Genomic DNA, 17,819 nt, shown 5'->3' on the forward strand with positions numbered 1-17,819 from the left:
ACTGAGTGACAAGATTTTCAAATAGGTTTGTGAGTTGATTTTCTGGTATCATAGTCATTGAGTAGAGTCCCTTCTTAGTGGCGTCGTAACCCTGAGAATACTCTACTTTTTTATGTTTTGGATAGACTCCAAAACTTGGTACACAAACTATTTTACGTCATCTCCCTTAGAAGCCGGGCGGGTGGATAAGGGCTTTTTGAGGCGTTATTTTGTCGAATTCGTCCTTTTTGTGAGAAATAGCGGTCTTTTGGGGCCTTATTTTAGGGAAAAGCAGGCCGAAAACCGATTTTTGGACTCGCACCAGAGAAATAAGGCCCTTTTTGGCCGCTATTTTTCCCGAAAACGCAAATGGGGTCGAAATAGCAGCCCAAAACGCCGCTATTATAACGGGCGGCAAGTGAGATTGCGGGGTCGGCAGCACCATGTTAGTTTTAATGCAACACCAGTGGCTAAAAAGCCGCTATTTCGCAGTGCTAAGCCGGATTCGACAAAATGGCGGCGTAAAAGGCTTCTGTCACTATTCACCTGTCTAGCTTTCAAAAGGGAAACGGGCTCCGCCGAATGCGATAAGGTGTTTGGCCCAGAAGTGCAAATCTGCAGGAATTCTATGTATTCAATGGTTGTCTGAAGGGGCGCTAGCTTGCGGGAAGCTATGGAGGCCTGCCCGGGACGAGCCTGGCTACTTGATGGCACGGTTAAGAAAAATTGCGAAATCTTTTTTTATCCCGTATAATACTGAAGAAACGTTCAGTATTATTGTTTTACTGAGCGACGCTTAATGCCCAGGGTCTTCATCAACTGCTTTAGAAAGGGGTGAGCGGGTGAACAAAAAGAAACAGCAGACCGAGCAGACCAAGAAGCGGATCGCCGATGCGGCCAAAGATTTATTCGTTCAAAGAGGCTACAAGGCTACATCCATCGAGGATATCGTGAAAGCCACCGGGTGCAGCGCCGGCAATATTTATTATCATTTCAAAAGCAAGGAAGGCTTGTTTTTGCATTTGATCGAGGAATGGAACAGGGAGTGGGAAGAGAATTGGCTGGCCAAGGAACCGCTCTATCCGACCACGATCGAAAAACTGTACGGCATGGCCGAGCATTTGGCTAACGATCAATTTAACCATCCGTTGACCAAGGCGATTGATGAATTCTACACAAACGCGGAGAAAGCTTCGGACATTGAGGAACGCATGAACGACATGGTCAAAGGCTACATCGCCTTTAATGAGCAGCTGCTGCAGCGGGGCATCGATAACGGGGAGTTCAGGAGCAGGGATGTCACCGGACTGGCCATCATTCTGGACAGCTTGATCATCGGTTTGAACCAACATACGCTAAGGATGGACCGCGAGCGAGCGCTGGAGACCTACCGTTTGGCGATGGATGTTTTTTTGCATGGGATTGTTTAGCCGTCAGGCTAATTTTTTTACAAAGATATAGAATAAAAATTCAGTATTCCGTTTTTTTGGAGGAGAGTTAGAGAAATGGCACTATTACTTAAAAGTCGGGGAGCTATACTGATCCTGATGCTCAATCTGTTTCTTGTGTTTACGGGAATCGGTCTTGTCATACCGATTATGCCGAAGTTCATCGAAAGTTTAGGCATTACCGGGGGAATTGTCGGTATGCTGGTGGCGGCCTTTTCGCTCACCCAGTTCTTGTTCTCGCCGGTGGCCGGCCGTTTGGCCGATTTATTCGGACGGAAAAGACTGATCGTGTTCGGCATGCTCCTGTTTGCCTTCTCGGAAGCATTGTTCGGCTTCACGAGCTCGACGGTACTGCTGTTTGTGTCCAGAATGCTCGGCGGCATCAGCGCGGCCATGATTATGCCGGCCGTTATGGCTTATGCGGCGGATATCACGACCAATGAGGAGCGGGCCGCGGGGATGGGATTTATCAACGCGTCCATCACGACGGGATTTATTATCGGTCCGGGCCTTGGCGGGTATGTCGCCGAGTTGGGGCTGCGGGTTCCGTTTTATTTTGCGGCGGTCGCCGGCGTGCTTGCGGCTTTAATCAACTTGTTGATCCTTCCCGAATCCAAGCCGGTTAAGCGGGAAAGTTCGAAATCACCGGCAGTGGATAAAAAGCCGAGAGGCCTTTTGACACAGCTGCGGTATGCGTATCGGGAGCCTTACTTTTTCAGCTTGATCATCGTATTTGTCATGTCTTTCGGCTTGGCCAACTTTGAGACCGTCTTCGGGTTGTTCGTCGATCACAAGTTCGGATTCGGGCCGCAGGATATCGCGTTTATTATCACGTTCGGCTCCATATCGGGCGCGGTGATTCAAGCCACCGGCTTTAGCTGGATTCTGAAGCGTTTCGGGGAGAAGCGGGTCATTTCCGTTTGCCTTCTTTTTGCGGGCGTGTTTATTCTTCTGACGCTGTTTGTACACAAATTCTGGCTGATCTTTGCGGTCACGTTCATTATCTTTCTCGCGATCGACATCCTGCGTCCGGCCATCAGTACGCAAATGTCCATGGTAGCCGAAGATCAGCAAGGCTATGTCGCCGGCCTCAACTCGGCCTTCACCAGTTTGGGCAATATCGTCGGCCCGATCGTGGCCGGATTTTTGTTCGATTTCGATATCAATTATCCGTATATGCTTGCGTTTGTGGTTCTGCTGCTTTGCTTCTTCCTGTCCATTCGGACGGGGAAACCGGGACGACAGGAAGCGCCGGCATCATCTTGATAAAATGAATAAAAGGCAAAAAGGGGCCGTTCCGAGCAGAGTCATCCGCTTGGAACGGCCCTTGGCGTAGGGTGAAAAGGCGGCAAAGCGCCGGTTTGTTCTTGTCGGCGAAGTCAGGATATGCTAAACTTCTGAAAACAGGAGATGATCAGATGAATGGGAAGCTGTCGTTTAAAGCCTTGAACCAGCCTAAGCTGGTGGACGAGGTCGTCAATCAGTTACAGCATAAAATATCCAGCGGCGAAATTCGTCCCGGAGATAAATTGCCTATAGAGCCTGAACTGATGGAGCTGTTTGGCGTCGGCCGTTCCACGATCCGGGAGGCGATCCGGGTGCTGGTGCACGCCGGTTTGCTGGAGAAGAAACAAGGATACGGCACATATTTGAAGAGCGCTCCCGTAATTCAGGAACCGCTGGTTCATCGTCTGCATCGGGCGGAACTTATGGAAGTGTTCGAGGCGAGGAAGATGCTGGAAGTCGAAATTTCCAGGCTGGCCGCCCTTCGCCGCGAAGATGAGGATCTGCGGAACATGCGCCAACACCTGGACACACGCAGTTTAGCCCTGCAGCAAAACAATCGCGACCTTTACGTGAAGTCGGATATCGAGTTTCATTTGTCCATCGCGATCGCCAGCAAGAACGGCGTCATCATCGATATGTTCCGTACGTTTTCGCACGTATTAAGCGATGCCATGAGTAAACTAAACCAAGAGTACAGTTCGCATGATCCGCAATCCCATAGCCATGAGCAATTATATGAGGCGATCCGCGGCATGAATCCGGATGTTGCCGTATCATGGACCCTGAAAATTTTGGAGGGCACCATGGCGGAGTTATAATCCATCAGTTGCCATTAAACAGCAGATGATATGATGAATAGGTGGTTGTAACCCAGACGATGAGGAGGAGAACAGGGGATGTCAAATATTGTTGAAGTGAAAGATGTTTATTGGAAACGCGAAGAGAAGGTCATTCTGAAGGATGTCAACTGGACGATCTCCAAAGGCGAACATTGGGCTATCCTAGGCCTTAACGGTTCGGGGAAGACAACGTTATTGAATATGATTACGGGATATATCTGGCCGACGGGGGGGCAGATTTCCGTGTTGGGCGAACGTTATGGAACGGTGGATCTGCGGGAAATGCGGCGGCGGATCGGCTGGGTCAGCTCGTCTTTTCAAGAACGGATTCATCCCAATGAACAGACGCAGCATTTGGTCATCAGCGGGCTTCATGCTTCCATCGGCTTGTTCGAGAAACCTACGGACGAACACATTCAAAAAGCCGTCCACCTGATGGAGACGCTGGGCTGCGGACACCTGGTCGACCGCCAATACCAGACCTGTTCTCAAGGGGAAAAGCAGAAGCTGTTGATCGCCCGCGCGCTGATGGCTTCCCCCGAACTGCTGATCCTGGACGAAGCATGCAACGGACTGGACCTCCTGTCCCGGGAATCCCTGCTGCAGAGCATCGCTAACTTGATGAAGGAAAAAGAAGCGCCCACGCTTTTATATGTCACACATCATGTGGAGGAAATTTTGCCGGAATTTACCCATTCCTTGCTGCTTCGGAAGGGAACCGTGTTTGCCAGCGGAAGAACGACGGAGGTTCTTACGAGCGAGCGGTTAACGGCTCTATTTGAAACCCCGGTTCAAGTCACCTGGAAAAATGAACGGGCTTGGCTTTCGTTAACCTAATCAACGGGAAAGGGCCGCCTAGAGCAACCATTACATATCGGTTGTTCCTGGGCGGCTCTCGTTATTTCAACACGGTTCCGGCTTAAGTGGAGGGGGTTGAGGCGGGGGCTTTTTCGCTTTGGACAGCAGCAAGAGCTGGATGAAGGTTAGCAGCGCCGCCCCCAGGATACAGGCCAAAGCCGCATACATGGCCGTATGATAAGCCCCGCCGCTCGACTCGAGCACGGCGAAGTAGAGCGTACCGATGAGCGCGACGCCCAATACATTGGCCGTTTGCATCATCCTGCTGAGCATGCCGGAGGCGGCGCCGATGTGGTTCGGGCCAACCCGCGACAGGATGGCGGTAAACAAGGGCGCGCCGACGATTCCTTGGCCGATTCCCGCAAGAAAGAGCGAGGGGAAATGCGTCCACTGCGGGTTTTCCCCATCTAAACACCATCACCGCCGCACCGGCGGGAAGCAGCCGGAACCCCCATCTCTTAACGCCGCGCGGCGCGAGCATCGATCCGAGAAAAAATCCGACGCCGATGGATAGGAAAGAGAGCGCCGACGTCATCGGTGAGAACGATAGGCCATCCTGCAGAAACAAAGACAGGGTCAAAAACAGCGCGGCATTTCCGTTTTTTGCTGCCCTCCACCAACGATTCCCGGACAAAGGGCAGAGTCATTGCGATCAGACCGATCGGCAGATTGATCGGAAACACCGTTCGCCAACCGAAGCCGAACAAGTCGGCGTGAAGAAGAAGTTAATGGTTTGGTTCGAATTAAAGGGAATTCCTCCCGTTAATTTGGTGAATATGCGGCTGCAGAGGCGAATTAGCTGGAAAACCTCCCGTTAATTCGCCTGAAATTGTGTATATCGGCAATCGGGCCGCGAAATAGATGGAGCTTTTCCAGCTAATTCCGGCCAAAGAGCCAAGAGCGGTACATTAACGGGAGATTTTCCCGTTATTTGATGTAGACTCCGACGGTGGGTTTTCAGTGAATAAGTACCTTAAACGGCGCGATTTTGTCGAACTTGACTCATCGCTGTGAGATAGCGGTGTTTTAGCACTGGCGTTGCATTAAACCTGACATGGTGTTGCCGACCCCGCAATCTCACTTGCCGCCCGTTATAATAGCGGCGTTTTAGGCTGCTATTTCGCCCAAATTCGCTTTTTCGGGAAAAATAGCGGCTAAAAAGGGCCTTATTTCTCTGGTGCGAGTCCAAAAATCGGTTTTCAGCCCGTTTTTCCTTAAAATAAGGCCCCAAATGACCGCTATTTCTCATCGAAAGGACGAATTCGACAAAATAGCGCCTCAAAAAGCCTTTATCCACCCGCCCGGCTTCTAAGGGAGGCGGTTACGGTCATTAGACCCTTCGGGTTAATGAAACGCCAGTGCTGTTTTAGGCCACGAGGGCGCTATGTCGGCGGGCGGCTAGGCTCCTCAGCCGTATAGGCCGAATTTATTTTGTTTTTTTGTTCGAATTACATATATTCAAAAATAAACAATTGAATTATAATCATAAACAAACACAAACAAAAAAAGGAGGTTCGAATCATGGTACAAAATCTTTGGCAACCCTCCCAAGCCCCAACGGAGAAAAACGGGTTGGCCGAACTCGTTTACCGCTCCAATCTGATCGGGACGGATCGGCGGGTCTGCAACTGGGGCGGCGGCAACACCTCCACGAAAACCCGGGTCATCGACTTTAGGGGGCGGGAGGTGGAGGTCATGTACGTCAAAGGCAGCGGCTCCGACCTGGCCACCATGGGTCCCGGCCATTTTACGGGCCTGAGACTGGAGGATATCGCTCCGCTCTTCGAGAGAAGCGAAATGTCCGACGAGGAGATGGTGGCCTACCTGGCGCAGTGCATGATCGACAGCAAGCATCCCCGGGCTTCCATCGAGACGCTGCTGCACGCCTTTTTGCCTTTTCCGCATGTTGACCACACGCATCCCGACGCGATTATCAGCATCTGCTGCGCGGACAACGGCCGCGAGATCGCCCAAGAGATTTACGGCGACCGATTCGTATGGGTGCCTTATATACGCCCCGGGTTCAAGCTGTCGAAAATGATCGCCGAAGGCGTACGGGCCAATCCGAAGGCGGAGCTGGTTCTGATGGAGAAGCACGGTTTGGTGACCTGGGGGGATACCTCCGAAACCTGCTATGCCCAAACGATTAAAGTCATTAATGAAGCCGAAGCCTATATCGAGGCGCGGATCGATCCGAAGACCCTGTTCGGAGGCGAAAAATACGCCCCGCTGACGGCGGACGACCGTCGCAGTCTAGCTGCTCAAGTGCTGCCGGCTATACGGGGATTCGTCAGCGATGGGCGCAGCATGATTCTTACTTTCGATGACGAAGAAGATGTGCTGCAATTCGTCGGCGCCCGGGATGCCTTGACCCTATCGCAAGTCGGAGCCGCCTGCCCCGATCATCTCGTTCATACCAAGGTGACGCCGCTGTTCATCGACTGGAATCCAAACGCGGAGGATGTGAGCGGGCTCTTAAGCAAGATCGAAGCAGGGGTCGGTCAATACAAAGAACAATACAAAGCCTACTTCGAGCGGAATAAGGCGCCCGGTGATGTCATGTTCGAGCCTGCGCCGCGGGTCATTCTGATTCCCGGCCTGGGCATGATCAACACCGGTAAGAGCTGGGCGAACTCCAAGGTGAGCGGGGCGCTGTACCATCGGGCGATCGCGGTCATGCGGGGAGCCACGGCGCTCGGCCGCTTCGTCTCCTTGAGCGAGAGCGAGTCGTACAACGTGGAGTACTGGCCTCTGGAGCTCTACAAGCTTTCTCTGGCCCCGCCCGAAGCGGAATTTTCCCGGCAGGTCGCCTTTATTACCGGCGGTGCCGGCGGCATCGGCAGCGAGACCGCCCGCCGTTTGGCAGGCGAAGGAGCGCATGTCGTTCTGGCGGATTTGAACCTGGAAGGGGCCCGTAAAGTCGCGGAGGAGATCAATGCCAAGTACGGGGAAATGCGCGCGCTGGCCCTCCGCATGGACGTGACCCGCGAAGAGGAGGTTCGGACCGCCTTTCTCGAGGCTTCGCTGAATTACGGAGGCGTCGATATTTTAGTGAACAACGCCGGATTGGCGACTTCAAGCCCGTTTGAAGAAACGTCGCTGAAGGAGTGGAACCTCAACCTGAACGTGCTCGGCACCGGGTATTTTCTCGTGGCCCGGGAGGCTTTCAAAACGATGAAGCGTCAGGGCCTGGGGGGAAGCATGGTGTTCGTCGGTTCGAAAAATTCGGTCTACGCCGGCAAGAACGCCTCCGCTTACAGCTCCGCCAAAGCGCTGGAAGCCCATCTGGCCCGCTGCATCGCTGCGGAAGGCGGGGAGTACGGCATCCGGGTGAACACCGTGCTGCCCGATGCGATCCTGCAAGGCTCGGCGATTTGGAATTCCAGCTGGCGCGAGGAGCGGGCGGCGGCCTACGGCATCGAGCCTGACCAGCTCGAGGAATATTACCGCAAGCGGACGACCTTGCAGGTCAACATTTATCCGCGGGATATCGCGGAAGGGATCGCTTTCTTCGCCTCCTCCAGGGCGGGCAAAACGACAGGCTGCATGCTGACGATCGACGGCGGGGTTCCGGCGGCGTTTACCCGCTAAAGCTTTTGATGGGTTCCGGCCGCATACGTTATAATTTATTTCATGATTGGAACAACGCACGTGGTTTCATCAAATCCGTATCGAAAAGAGGATGTCAGATGCTGGTTGCAGAGCGTTACGAAAAAATCGTTCAGCTTGTGAATGAAAGGGGAAGTATCCGGGTCACCGAGTTAAGCGAGCTTTGCTCCGTCACGGAGGAAACGATCCGAAGAGACCTGGATCGGCTGGAGCAGGCGGGACGGCTCAAAAGATCCCACGGCGGAGCGGTTAGCGTAAAGGAAGCCCAGCTCGAGGTCCCCTACTTCGAAAGGGAAGTTACCCGGTCGGAGGAGAAGAAACGCATCGCCGAGGAAGCGGTCAAGCTGGTTCGGCCGCATGACCGCATTTTGCTGGACGCCAGCACCTCCGCCTGGTATATGGCGAAAATCATGCCGGATATCCCGATGACGGTCCTGACCAATTCCATCAAGGTCGTCACGGAACTGAGCACCAAGGAGAAGGTGGAGGTCATCTCCGTCGGGGGACGGCTGTCCCCCCGTTCGCTGTCGTTTGTCGGGCCGCTCGCCGAAAAGTCGCTGGAGTCCTTCCATGTCGACAAGCTGTTTTTCTCCTGCAAAGGGGTGCACCTCGAACGCGGCATCAGCGAATCCGGCGAACTGCAGGCCCGGCTTAAGCAGCAGATGATGGGCATGGCGGAGCAAAAAATTCTGCTGGCGGATTCCAGCAAGTTCGGCGTGCAGGCTTTTACGCAGGTGGCGGATTTGTCCAGTGTGGACACGGTGATCAGCGATTCCAGCCTGACGCCGGATATCGTGGAATCCCTCGGCGCAGCCGGGCTCACCGTCAAGAGGGCCTGAGTCTAAAGAAGGCGGGCCATCGCAAACTTTTACATGGGAAAGAGGGTGAACGGGTTGAAGGTGTCCATGTTTATTACCTGTGTCAGCGATGCGGTATATCCCCGGGTCGGGGAAACGATGATGCGTCTCTTGGCCAGGTACGGGATCCTGCTGGATTTCCCCAAGCTCCAGACCTGCTGCGGGCAGCCGGCCTATAACAGCGGTTACTGGGCGGAAGCGAAAGCCGCCGCGAGGACGATCCTCGCCGCTTTTGCGGACAGCGACTTCGTCGTTTCGCCTTCGGGTTCTTGCACGTATATGCTTCATCATTACGAAGAGTTGTTCAAAGACGAGCCCGAGTGGCGGGAACAAGCGCGTCAACTCCGGCACAAAACGTTCGAATTCACGCAATTTCTGGTTCGGGTGCTGGGCATTACCGATGTAGGCGCCCGGTTTCCCCACAAAATCACGTATCATCCGTCCTGCCACGGCAGCCGGCTGCTGGGTGTGAAGGATGAACCGATGGAGCTGCTGCGTCACGTCAAGGAGTTGGAGTTCGTTCCGCTCCCTTTTGCCGAGGACTGCTGCGGATTTGGAGGAACCTTTGCCGTAAAGATGCCGGATATTTCCGGCGCGATGGTTGCGGAAAAGGTCGATCATCTCAGGGAGACCGAAGCCGAAGTCTTGGTCGGGCTGGATATGGCCTGCCTGATGAACATCGCCGGTCACTTGCGTTACCGGAACGAGCCGGTTCGGGTGATGCACCTGGCGGAACTGCTCTATGAAGGGGTGGAGCTGGCATGAGCGCAGGGAAGAGTAGCGAGCGAACCGTACAGGAGCGGGCCGGCCTCGCCTTGAACGACGATTTTTTGCGGAAGGCGGTCCGCTTTACGACGGAACGGCTTCGCAGCGGCAAGCGGAAAGCGGCCGAGGAACACGGGAATTGGGACGAATGGCGGGAGCGGGGCAGGCAGATCCGGCTGCATACAATCGCCCATCTGGATTACTATCTCGGCCTGTTTGCGGACCAGGCCCGGGCGAACGGCGTGCATGTCCATTTTGCCGATACAGCGGAGGAAGCCGTTTCACTCGCTCTTGAAATCGCTTCCAAACATGCGGCGGCGACAGTCGTAAAATCCAAGTCGATGGTGACGGAGGAGATTCACCTGAATCGGGCTTTGGAGTCGGCGGGCATCGAGGCGGTTGAAACGGATTTGGGCGAATATATTATTCAACGGGCCGGGGAAACGCCGTCCCACATCATTATTCCGGCGATTCACAAAAACCGCTATCAGATCGCGGACCTGCTGTCCGAGGACGCCGGCGAACGGCTTGCTCCCGAAACGACGATACTGGCGGGGTATGTCCGGAAAAAACTGCGCGAAAAGTTTCTGGCCGCCGACATCGGCGTCACGGGCTGCAATTTTGCGATTGCGGAAACCGGCTCGATCGTTCTGTTCGAAAATGAGGGGAATGCCCGCATGGTCACCACCCTGCCGAAGACGCAGATCTCGTTCATGGGCATGGAGCGGATCATCCCCTCATGGAGCGATCTCGAAGTGATGGCGACGCTGCTTCCCCGTTCGGCGACCGGACAGAAATTGACGGTCTACATGTCGGGAATTACGGGGCCGAAGCGTTCCGGAGACGCGGATGGCCCGGAGGAGATGCATGTCATCGTTCTCGACAACGGGAGATCCTTGCAGTTGGGCGATCCCGAATTCCAGGAGCTGCTGAATTGCATCCGGTGCGGAGCGTGCCTGAACGCTTGCCCCGTGTACCGCCATATCGGGGGCCACGCCTACGGCGGTACTTACAGCGGGCCGATCGGGGCCGTGCTCACCCCGGCGTTGAACAAGAACGTCGCGGAGTGGGACGATATCGCGGGCGCTTCCAGCTTGTGCGGGGCATGCTACGAGGCCTGCCCGGTCAAGATCCCGCTGCATGATATGCTCGTCTCGCTGCGGCGGAGAAAGGTCGAGCGGGGATACGGCGATGCGCGCGAGACGATCGGAATGAAAGCGTACGGCTCGCTGATGTCCCGCTCCAAACGCTATCACGGGTTTTTGAGGCTGGGGAGGCTTGGACAGAAGTTGATCGTGCGAAACGGCGGGATCACCCTGAAACTGGGGCCGCTGAAAGGCTGGAACCGCTACAGAGTGGCGCCGGGCCTGGCCGCCGAACCGTTCCGGGAACGTTATCAAACGTTGGAGGCCGAGCTGCGGCAAGGGCTGCAGGAACTGCCGCCGGAAATCGCGGAGCGGATGCGAAAACGGATCGGCAGCCGAGAGAAGAGCGCGGGAGGTGAGGAACATGGCGGAAGATCACCGGGAGTGGCTGGATCATCTGGATCAACGCTCGAGAGCTAAGCAGGAGGAATTTCTGGGCAAGATCGCTTCAAGGCTGCGGCGTCCGCGTTTGACGCAAAAACCGCGGCAGCCGTACCGGGGAGCGCCCGACTTCTGGAACTCTTACGATGGCTCGGAGGACGATAATCTTCAAAGGTTTACGCGGAACTTTGAGGAGGCCGGGGGTTATGTGATTCGGGCGGACAGCTTGCAGGAAGCGGGCCGGTTCATGACGGAAAAGGCGCTGGAGCTGCAGGCCAAGCGAATTCTAAGGCATGACCGGCCGGCATTGGCGGACCTGGGGTTGGAGTCCTCACTGCCGGAGGCAAAAGTGCAAGTATGGAATTGGAACCGGGAGGCGTCCGAGGACTGGAAGGCGCGCGCCGCCGAAGCGGATATCGGCATCATCATGGCGGATTACGCGGTGGCTTACACCGGGTCCATCGCCATACTTTCCGGCCCCGACAAGGGCCGATCGGTCAGCCTTTTGCCGGCGGTCCTTTTTGCCGTCATCCCGATCGCTTCGCTGGTTACCAGACTGGGCGAGGTGCTGACGGCGTTCGACCGGACCGGGCGGGAAGGATTGCCGGCCGGCATTCATTTTATCTCGGGGCCGAGCCGTTCCGCGGATATCGAGAACGATCTCACCATCGGCGTGCATGGTCCGGGTATCGTTTATGCCGTGCTGGTTTCAGGTTGAACCGAACCGTAGGCGGGAAAACGGCGGTCTCCGGGTCGGGAGGCCGCCACACTCCAGTATGTTGTTTTGTTCTTGATTTAATCGTCAAATCGAAACGAAATCAACCTAAAACAAATAATAAACAAAAATAAAAACATATAAACAAACATAATTTCATTGACAATCGGAAATTTAGCGATTAGGATGAAGGAAAATCCTTCACTTTATTTGACCATAAGGGGAAGAACTTATGTTAAATCATATCGCGGTGGATATCGGGGCTTCCAGCGGGAGGCTGGTGCACGGCGCCTTGATTGCCGGACAGATGGTGATCAGGGAGCTATACCGGTTCGACAACCGGTTTCACAGGGTAGAGGGCCATGATTTTTGGGATATCGATCATTTGCTTGAAGAGATTTTGGCCGGTCTTGTCTTAGCCAAGCGGGGGGGAATCGGGCACTGCACGCTCGGCATCGATACCTGGGCCGTGGATTATGTTCTGCTGGACCGGACGGGGAAGCGGATTCACGAAGTATATGCTTACAGGGATTCACGGACAAATGGCGCGCCCGATAATTTCCACCGGGTGATACCGCGGGAGGCGGTGTACCGCAAAACCGGGATTCAGGAGCTGTCGTTCAACACGTTGTACCAGCTTTTTGTTCATGATCCCGAACAGTTGAAGCGGACCGATGCCATTCTCCTCGTTCCGGATTATTTGTATTTCCGCTTGACGGGGAGACAAATCAACGAGCTGACAAATGCGTCCACCACCCAATTGCTGAATTTGCAGGATGGAGAGTTCGACCCGGAACTGCTAGGCATTCTCGGGCTAGACCGGGCGCAGTTCGCGGAGCTGACGGAGCCGGGGATAAAACTAGGGCCCCTTCTCGCCGAATTGAAGGAAGCTTATGATCTCCCGGAGTGCGAACTGGTCGTGGTGCCGACCCATGACACGGCTTCCGCCGTCGTCGGGGTCCCGGCGGCCGGCGATAGGCCGTGGGCGTATCTCAGCAGCGGAACCTGGTCTCTCCTTGGGACGGAGTTGGCGGAGCCGCTAAATACCGGGTCCGCCATGAGCTGCAATTATACGAATGAACGGGGAGCTTACGGAACTTTTCGGTTTCTGAAAAACATTATGGGGCTGTGGATGATCCAGGAAACCCGCAGGGTTTCGGCGATAGACTGCAGTTTTGCGGAGTTGGTGCAATGGGCGGAAGAGGCTCCTCCTTTCCAAAGCCTGGTTGCCTGCAATCATCCGCGTTTTTTGAACCCGGCCGATATGATCGAAGAAATCCGCAGCTTTTGCCGGGAGACGGGGCAGCAGCTACCCGCGACGGTAGGGGAAGTGGCGCGATGTATCTTTGAAAGCCTGGCGCTTACGTACTGCGATGCGATGGAAGAGCTGGAGCGATTGACGGGCGGCGCGTTCGAAGTTCTTCATATCGTGGGAGGCGGGTCCAATAACGTGCTGCTCAACCAATTAACCGCGGATTTGTTGGGGAAACCGGTGTTTGCCGGGCCTTCCGAATCCACCGCCATCGGCAATCTCGCCGTGCAAATGATTGCTTGCGGATGTCTGTATGACGTCAGGAATGCACGGGAAACCATCGCCGGATCGTTTCCGATTACCCGATATACGCCGCGACCCGTCGAGAATCGGAAGCAGTTGCTGGAGCGGTGGGAACGAGTGAAAACCAGCCCGGTGTTTTAGCGGCGGTTGGAAGGAATTTGAATCTCATGTGAAAAGGAGCGAACCAGATGGATGCCAAAATCGTCGAAAATTACGAGTATGCCAAAGATCTCTATAGCCAGCACGGGATTGATGTCGACCAGGTGCTGACCCAGCTTGCGGATATCAAAATTTCCTTGCACTGCTGGCAGGGGGATGATGTTCGCGGGTTTCTATTTCGGGATAAAGCATTAAGCGGCGGCATCGCGGTAACCGGCAGTTATCCCGGGCGGGCCGGGACTCCCAGCGAGCTACGTCAGGACCTGGAAAAAGCGCTCTCGTTGATCCCGGGGAAACATAAAGTGAACCTGCACGCCATCTACGCGGATACCGAAGAAAAGGTGGACCTGGATCAGCTTGAGCCGAGACATTTCCAAAGCTGGGTGGACTGGGCGCGGGAGCAGGGGCTCGGATTGGACTTCAACCCGACCTGTTTCTCGCATCCCAAGGCGGAGGACGGATTTACGCTGAGCCATCCGGACCGGAAAATCCGCGATTTCTGGATCGCCCATGGCCAAGCGTCGCGCCGGATCGCGGAATATTTCGGCAAGGAACTCGGGCAGACTTGCGTGACGAATTTCTGGATTCCGGACGGTTACAAGGACACGCCGGTGGACCGGCTGTCACCGCGCAGAAGGCTGAAGGAAGCGCTGGATGAGATTTTCCGGGAGGCTATCGATCCCCGCTACAATATCGATGCGGTCGAAAGCAAACTGTTCGGGATCGGATCGGAGAGTTACGTCGTGGGTTCGCACGAGTTCTACATGGGATACGCGATGTCCGCGGGAAAAGCGCTCTGTCTGGACGCGGGGCATTTTCACCCGACCGAAGTGATATCCAACAAAATTTCGTCGGTTCTTATGTTCGTGGACCAGCTTCTCCTGCATGTCAGCCGTCCGGTCCGCTGGGACAGCGACCATGTCGTCGTCATGGACGATGAGCTGCTCGAGATCGCCCGGGAACTGGTGCGGGGCGAGCTGTTGCCGCGAACCCACGTCGGCCTCGATTTCTTTGACGGCAGCATTAACCATGTGGCCGCCTGGGTGATCGGGACGCGCAACACGATCAAGGCGCTGCTCCGGGCCATGCTGGAGCCGGTCGAGCGGTTGAAGGCGGCGGAGCTCGACAAGGATTACACGACGCGGCTCGCGCTGACCGAAGAGTTCAAATCCTATCCGTTCGGAGCGGTCTGGGATTACTACTGCGCTAGATCCGGCGTCCCCGTACGCGAGCAATGGCTTTCGGAAGTCCAGGCGTATGAGCGGGATGTTCTTTTGAAAAGATAGGGACTTGGGATTTTTACATTTAAGGCATTCATAGTTAGCCATTATAGCGAATTTTTATAAAGGGGATTGGATGGTCATGACGGCTTATGTCACGGAATCGCTAAATTATATCGGGTCGGGGGAAGCGCCTTTTATCCGGGAGATGTCCGAGGTAACATCCAATATGTGGAAATACGGATGGGACGAACGGAATGGCGGAAACGTCAGCTATTTGCTGAATGAGGCCGAGGTCGCGAAATACATCGATATTCATCGTGTACTGCGGGTGATCGAGCCTGCTTTTCCGGTGGATGCCTTGGCCGGCAGGTACTTCATCGTGACGGGATCGGGAAAATACTTTAAAAATGTCGGCGATGATCCGGAAGCGAACCTTGGCGTGATTCGCGTATCGGCGGACGGCGAGCGGTTGGAACTGCTCTGGGGCTTTAAAGACGGCGCTGTGCCCACCAGCGAACTGGCCGCTCATTTTATGAGTCATATCGAGCGGCTTCAGGCGGACCCGGGCCATCGCGTAATTCTCCACACCCATGCGACAAATGTGATAGCGATGACTTTTATCCATGACCTTGACGAGAATGCCTTTACCAAAACGCTGTGGGAGATGTGCACGGAATGTCTGGTCGTCTTTCCGGACGGCGTCAGCATTGTGCCGTGGATCGTGCCGGGCACCGCCGAAATCGGTCGCGCGACGGCCGAAAAAATGCGCACCAGCCGCGTGGTCATTTGGCCCCAGCACGGCATTTACGGCGCCGGCAACACGATGGATGAAGCCTTCGGCCTGATCGAAACGGTAGAGAAAGCGGCGCAGATCTACATGCTGATCGCTCCGCATGAGATCAAGCAGCGAATTACGGAAGCGCAGCTCCGGGACTTGGCCTGGGCGTTCGGGGTTACGCCGAAGCCCGGGGTGCTGGGGCGGACGCAGTAGCCGGAAGCGCAGGACTCGGGCACGACGTCGCCGGACGACCGGACATGAATGAACCGGTCTAACGAATAAACCGGACTAAAGAATAAACCGGTCTAACGCGCACGATAACGCTCGGGGCCCGGGCAGGGCAGAGCACCATTTGTTCTTCGTGAATAACGCCTTTTTGGGGGCGTTATTTTCTTTTTTCCGGGAGGATGGCGTTTCTCGGGTTCGCTTGTTTGTCCGTTTACAGAGGTGAGCGGGAGCCGCCGAGTCAAAAAGATGCAAATCTGCAGGAATTTTCAGCGATTGAAGGGGCCATATGAGAAATTGATGCAAATCTGCAGGAATTTATTGAGATTTTTTCGAAGGGGGAAGATTTTGCCCAAAAAACCTGCAGATTTGCAGGAATTTTTAAATTAAGGGCGAACGGAAGAAAAAAGCCTGCAGATTTGCAGGAATTCGCCAAAGAGGAATGAGGTTTTGGTGAGCCAAGTGATCGAGCAGCTTAGAGCCATCGGCCTTTCCGATTTGGGCAGACATTATGAGAACATCAAACGGGAGTTCGGGGGCGTTATTTAAATGGCGGACGAAGACAATGGCGGAAGAGCTGTTGTCTTTTTTATATGCAAGTGTTGCGGGCCTGATTAGATTCGAATATCATAAGTAGTAAGTAGTAAGTAGTAAGTAGTGAAAAGTTGAGTAATTAGCATGCCCTAATCGCAAAAAAGGGAGGTCAGGTCCATGCACGATTTTAGTCTGGTTCAGGAGTTCTCCATGATTTCGCTAAATGCGCAGCGAAGCCGGCATATGACCACAGCCAAGAAAGTCGCGCTGCGCTGCATGGCGGCGGCGGTGATTTTGGAAGCTTATATGGAAGGGTTCATGACGGGGCCCGAAGATCAGCTTGGTGTGAGTAAGGAGATTCAGGCCACTTTTTCATCTGTTCCTTACCGGGAAGTGTTTTTTCAGGATTCTAATTTTGCGAATAAAAGAGGAAGCCTGGGCGCGTGGTTAAAAAGAGCTTCAAGGCTGTCCAAAAGAAAACTTAGCCGATTGGAGACGGTCGTCTCCGCATCGTTACTTCAAATCGGGCTGTTGGAAGAAATTCCGCATCTGATGGGGTGCGATCTTTATTTTCATTCGGCGGGACTTTCCATCAAAGAATACCGGTGTCACATGCAGATGTACCCGAGAATTACCGAGCGCTGTCGGGCGGAGATTCTCGAGGAGGGAGCGGTCGATGAGAAGACGATCTGTATGTTGTGGCTGCTCCGGGAAAGCGGATGCATGCATGATCTTTTTTCGAGAAACGAGTTGGAACGGGTTGCTGTCCGCATGAATGAACTGCATAAAAATAACCCGCTTGCCCGGCAAGTGTATCCGATTCGCATCCGGCACGGCTGGGAATTGGCGGTCAAGCGCTTACTTCGGGCGAAAACGCAGTTTGTTAAAACCCCGGTGGGCAGCGGGGTAAACTTCATATTCCCGATCATGGAGCGGGCGCAATCGGTGTTTATCGAAACGGAGGCCTGGTTCTCCAATCCCCAGGAAAGGCTGAACGATGTGACGAGACGGCTGGAATCCAACGGCCATTCGTACACCATCCTAAGGACGGGGCCGATTCCGACACTGAAAATCGATAATGTGGAGTATGAGGCGGTCCCGCAGGCTATTTACGGCAGAGTTCCCATTCATGGCGTACGCCTGCTTCCCAAGCGCTCTATTTAGAGGAGAGAACCCTAGATGTCGAGACAACGATCGATGGAGGCGATTCTGGCGTCAGAATACGTATCTATCGGAGAATTAGTCAGGTTGACGGAATCCCGCTACAGCACGCTCAAATTTTACACTGAAGAAGGTTTGCTTCCCTACGAGCAGGCGGAGGAGAACTTAACGCGCCGATACAAACGGGAGGAGACGATTGCCCGAATTCATTGGATCCGTGAGAAAAAAGCGGCAGGATTGTCCATTCCCCAAATTAAGGAGGCGCTGCAAATGACCGGAGGTTCCTGAACTGAAACTTTCC

The 17,819-nt window shown here is 54.5% G+C and carries 15 protein-coding genes; 14 read left to right on the forward strand and 1 reads right to left on the reverse strand.

The window, feature by feature from the left end; all coding sequences use genetic code 11:
- The first annotated feature begins 821 nt into the window (after window positions 1-821).
- The 4 genes from LBW89_RS20395 (at window position 822) to LBW89_RS20410 (ending at window position 4,390) form a co-directional block, all read left to right on the forward strand.
- A complete protein-coding gene (locus LBW89_RS20395; RefSeq protein ID WP_225040122.1) occupies window positions 822-1,409 on the forward strand; it encodes a TetR/AcrR family transcriptional regulator in 588 nt (195 codons plus the stop codon).
- A gap of 75 nt (window positions 1,410-1,484) precedes the next feature.
- Window positions 1,485-2,693 carry an MFS transporter gene (locus LBW89_RS20400; RefSeq protein WP_225040124.1) on the forward strand — a complete coding sequence of 403 codons (1,209 nt, stop codon included), beginning with the start codon at window positions 1,485-1,487 and terminating at the stop codon, window positions 2,691-2,693.
- A 152-nt stretch (window positions 2,694-2,845) separates the two neighbouring features.
- Entirely contained in the window at window positions 2,846-3,532 is a 687-nt protein-coding gene (locus LBW89_RS20405; protein WP_148450151.1) for a FadR/GntR family transcriptional regulator, read from the forward strand.
- Between the two features lie 78 nt (window positions 3,533-3,610).
- On the forward strand, window positions 3,611-4,390 hold the full coding sequence (locus tag LBW89_RS20410; RefSeq protein WP_225040126.1) for an ABC transporter ATP-binding protein: 780 nt from the start codon (window positions 3,611-3,613) through the stop codon (window positions 4,388-4,390).
- 66 nt (window positions 4,391-4,456) lie between these two features.
- Here the strand turns inward: LBW89_RS20410 and LBW89_RS20415 are convergent, their stop codons facing one another.
- On the reverse strand, window positions 4,457-4,741 hold the full coding sequence (locus LBW89_RS20415; RefSeq protein ID WP_225040127.1) for a hypothetical protein: 285 nt from the start codon (window positions 4,739-4,741) through the stop codon (window positions 4,457-4,459).
- 1,191 nt (window positions 4,742-5,932) lie between these two features.
- On the opposite strand from LBW89_RS20415, the gene LBW89_RS20420 reads away from it, so the two are divergent.
- The 10 genes from LBW89_RS20420 to LBW89_RS20465 all read left to right on the forward strand — a co-directional run bounded on the left by LBW89_RS20420 (window position 5,933) and on the right by LBW89_RS20465 (window position 17,806).
- A complete protein-coding gene (locus LBW89_RS20420) occupies window positions 5,933-8,002 on the forward strand; it encodes a bifunctional aldolase/short-chain dehydrogenase (RefSeq protein WP_225040129.1) in 2,070 nt (689 codons plus the stop codon).
- Between the two features lie 98 nt (window positions 8,003-8,100).
- The gene (locus LBW89_RS20425; protein WP_225040131.1) at window positions 8,101-8,859 is read left to right on the forward strand and encodes a DeoR/GlpR family DNA-binding transcription regulator; all 759 of its coding nucleotides are present in this window, start codon (window positions 8,101-8,103) and stop codon (window positions 8,857-8,859) included.
- 54 nt (window positions 8,860-8,913) lie between these two features.
- Complete coding sequence (locus tag LBW89_RS20430) at window positions 8,914-9,642, forward strand: (Fe-S)-binding protein (RefSeq protein ID WP_225040133.1); 729 nt, start codon at window positions 8,914-8,916, stop codon at window positions 9,640-9,642.
- Entirely contained in the window at window positions 9,639-11,207 is a 1,569-nt protein-coding gene (locus tag LBW89_RS20435) for a LutB/LldF family L-lactate oxidation iron-sulfur protein (RefSeq protein WP_225040135.1), read from the forward strand. Before LBW89_RS20430 ends, LBW89_RS20435 begins: the two co-directional genes overlap by 4 nt.
- The gene (locus LBW89_RS20440; protein WP_148450140.1) at window positions 11,152-11,886 is read left to right on the forward strand and encodes a LutC/YkgG family protein; all 735 of its coding nucleotides are present in this window, start codon (window positions 11,152-11,154) and stop codon (window positions 11,884-11,886) included. Before LBW89_RS20435 ends, LBW89_RS20440 begins: the two co-directional genes overlap by 56 nt.
- A 229-nt stretch (window positions 11,887-12,115) precedes the next feature.
- Window positions 12,116-13,579 (forward strand): rhamnulokinase, encoded by a 1,464-nt coding sequence (gene rhaB, locus LBW89_RS20445; protein ID WP_225040137.1) that lies wholly within the window; start codon window positions 12,116-12,118, stop codon window positions 13,577-13,579.
- Window positions 13,580-13,626: 47 nt separating this feature from the next.
- Window positions 13,627-14,883: an L-rhamnose isomerase gene (gene rhaA, locus LBW89_RS20450; RefSeq protein ID WP_225040139.1), complete on the forward strand. Its 1,257-nt coding sequence runs from the start codon at window positions 13,627-13,629 to the stop codon at window positions 14,881-14,883.
- Window positions 14,884-14,959: 76 nt separating this feature from the next.
- On the forward strand, window positions 14,960-15,811 hold the full coding sequence (gene rhaD, locus LBW89_RS20455) for a rhamnulose-1-phosphate aldolase (protein WP_225040141.1): 852 nt from the start codon (window positions 14,960-14,962) through the stop codon (window positions 15,809-15,811).
- A gap of 723 nt (window positions 15,812-16,534) precedes the next feature.
- Complete coding sequence (locus tag LBW89_RS20460) at window positions 16,535-17,521, forward strand: hypothetical protein (protein WP_225040143.1); 987 nt, start codon at window positions 16,535-16,537, stop codon at window positions 17,519-17,521.
- A 15-nt stretch (window positions 17,522-17,536) separates the two neighbouring features.
- Window positions 17,537-17,806: a helix-turn-helix domain-containing protein gene (locus LBW89_RS20465; RefSeq protein ID WP_148450135.1), complete on the forward strand. Its 270-nt coding sequence runs from the start codon at window positions 17,537-17,539 to the stop codon at window positions 17,804-17,806.
- The last annotated feature ends 13 nt before the right edge of the window (window positions 17,807-17,819 follow it).

The sequence above is a fragment of the Paenibacillus sp. alder61 genome, assembly GCF_020179875.1.
Lineage (GTDB): Bacteria > Bacillota > Bacilli > Paenibacillales > Paenibacillaceae > Fontibacillus > Fontibacillus faecis.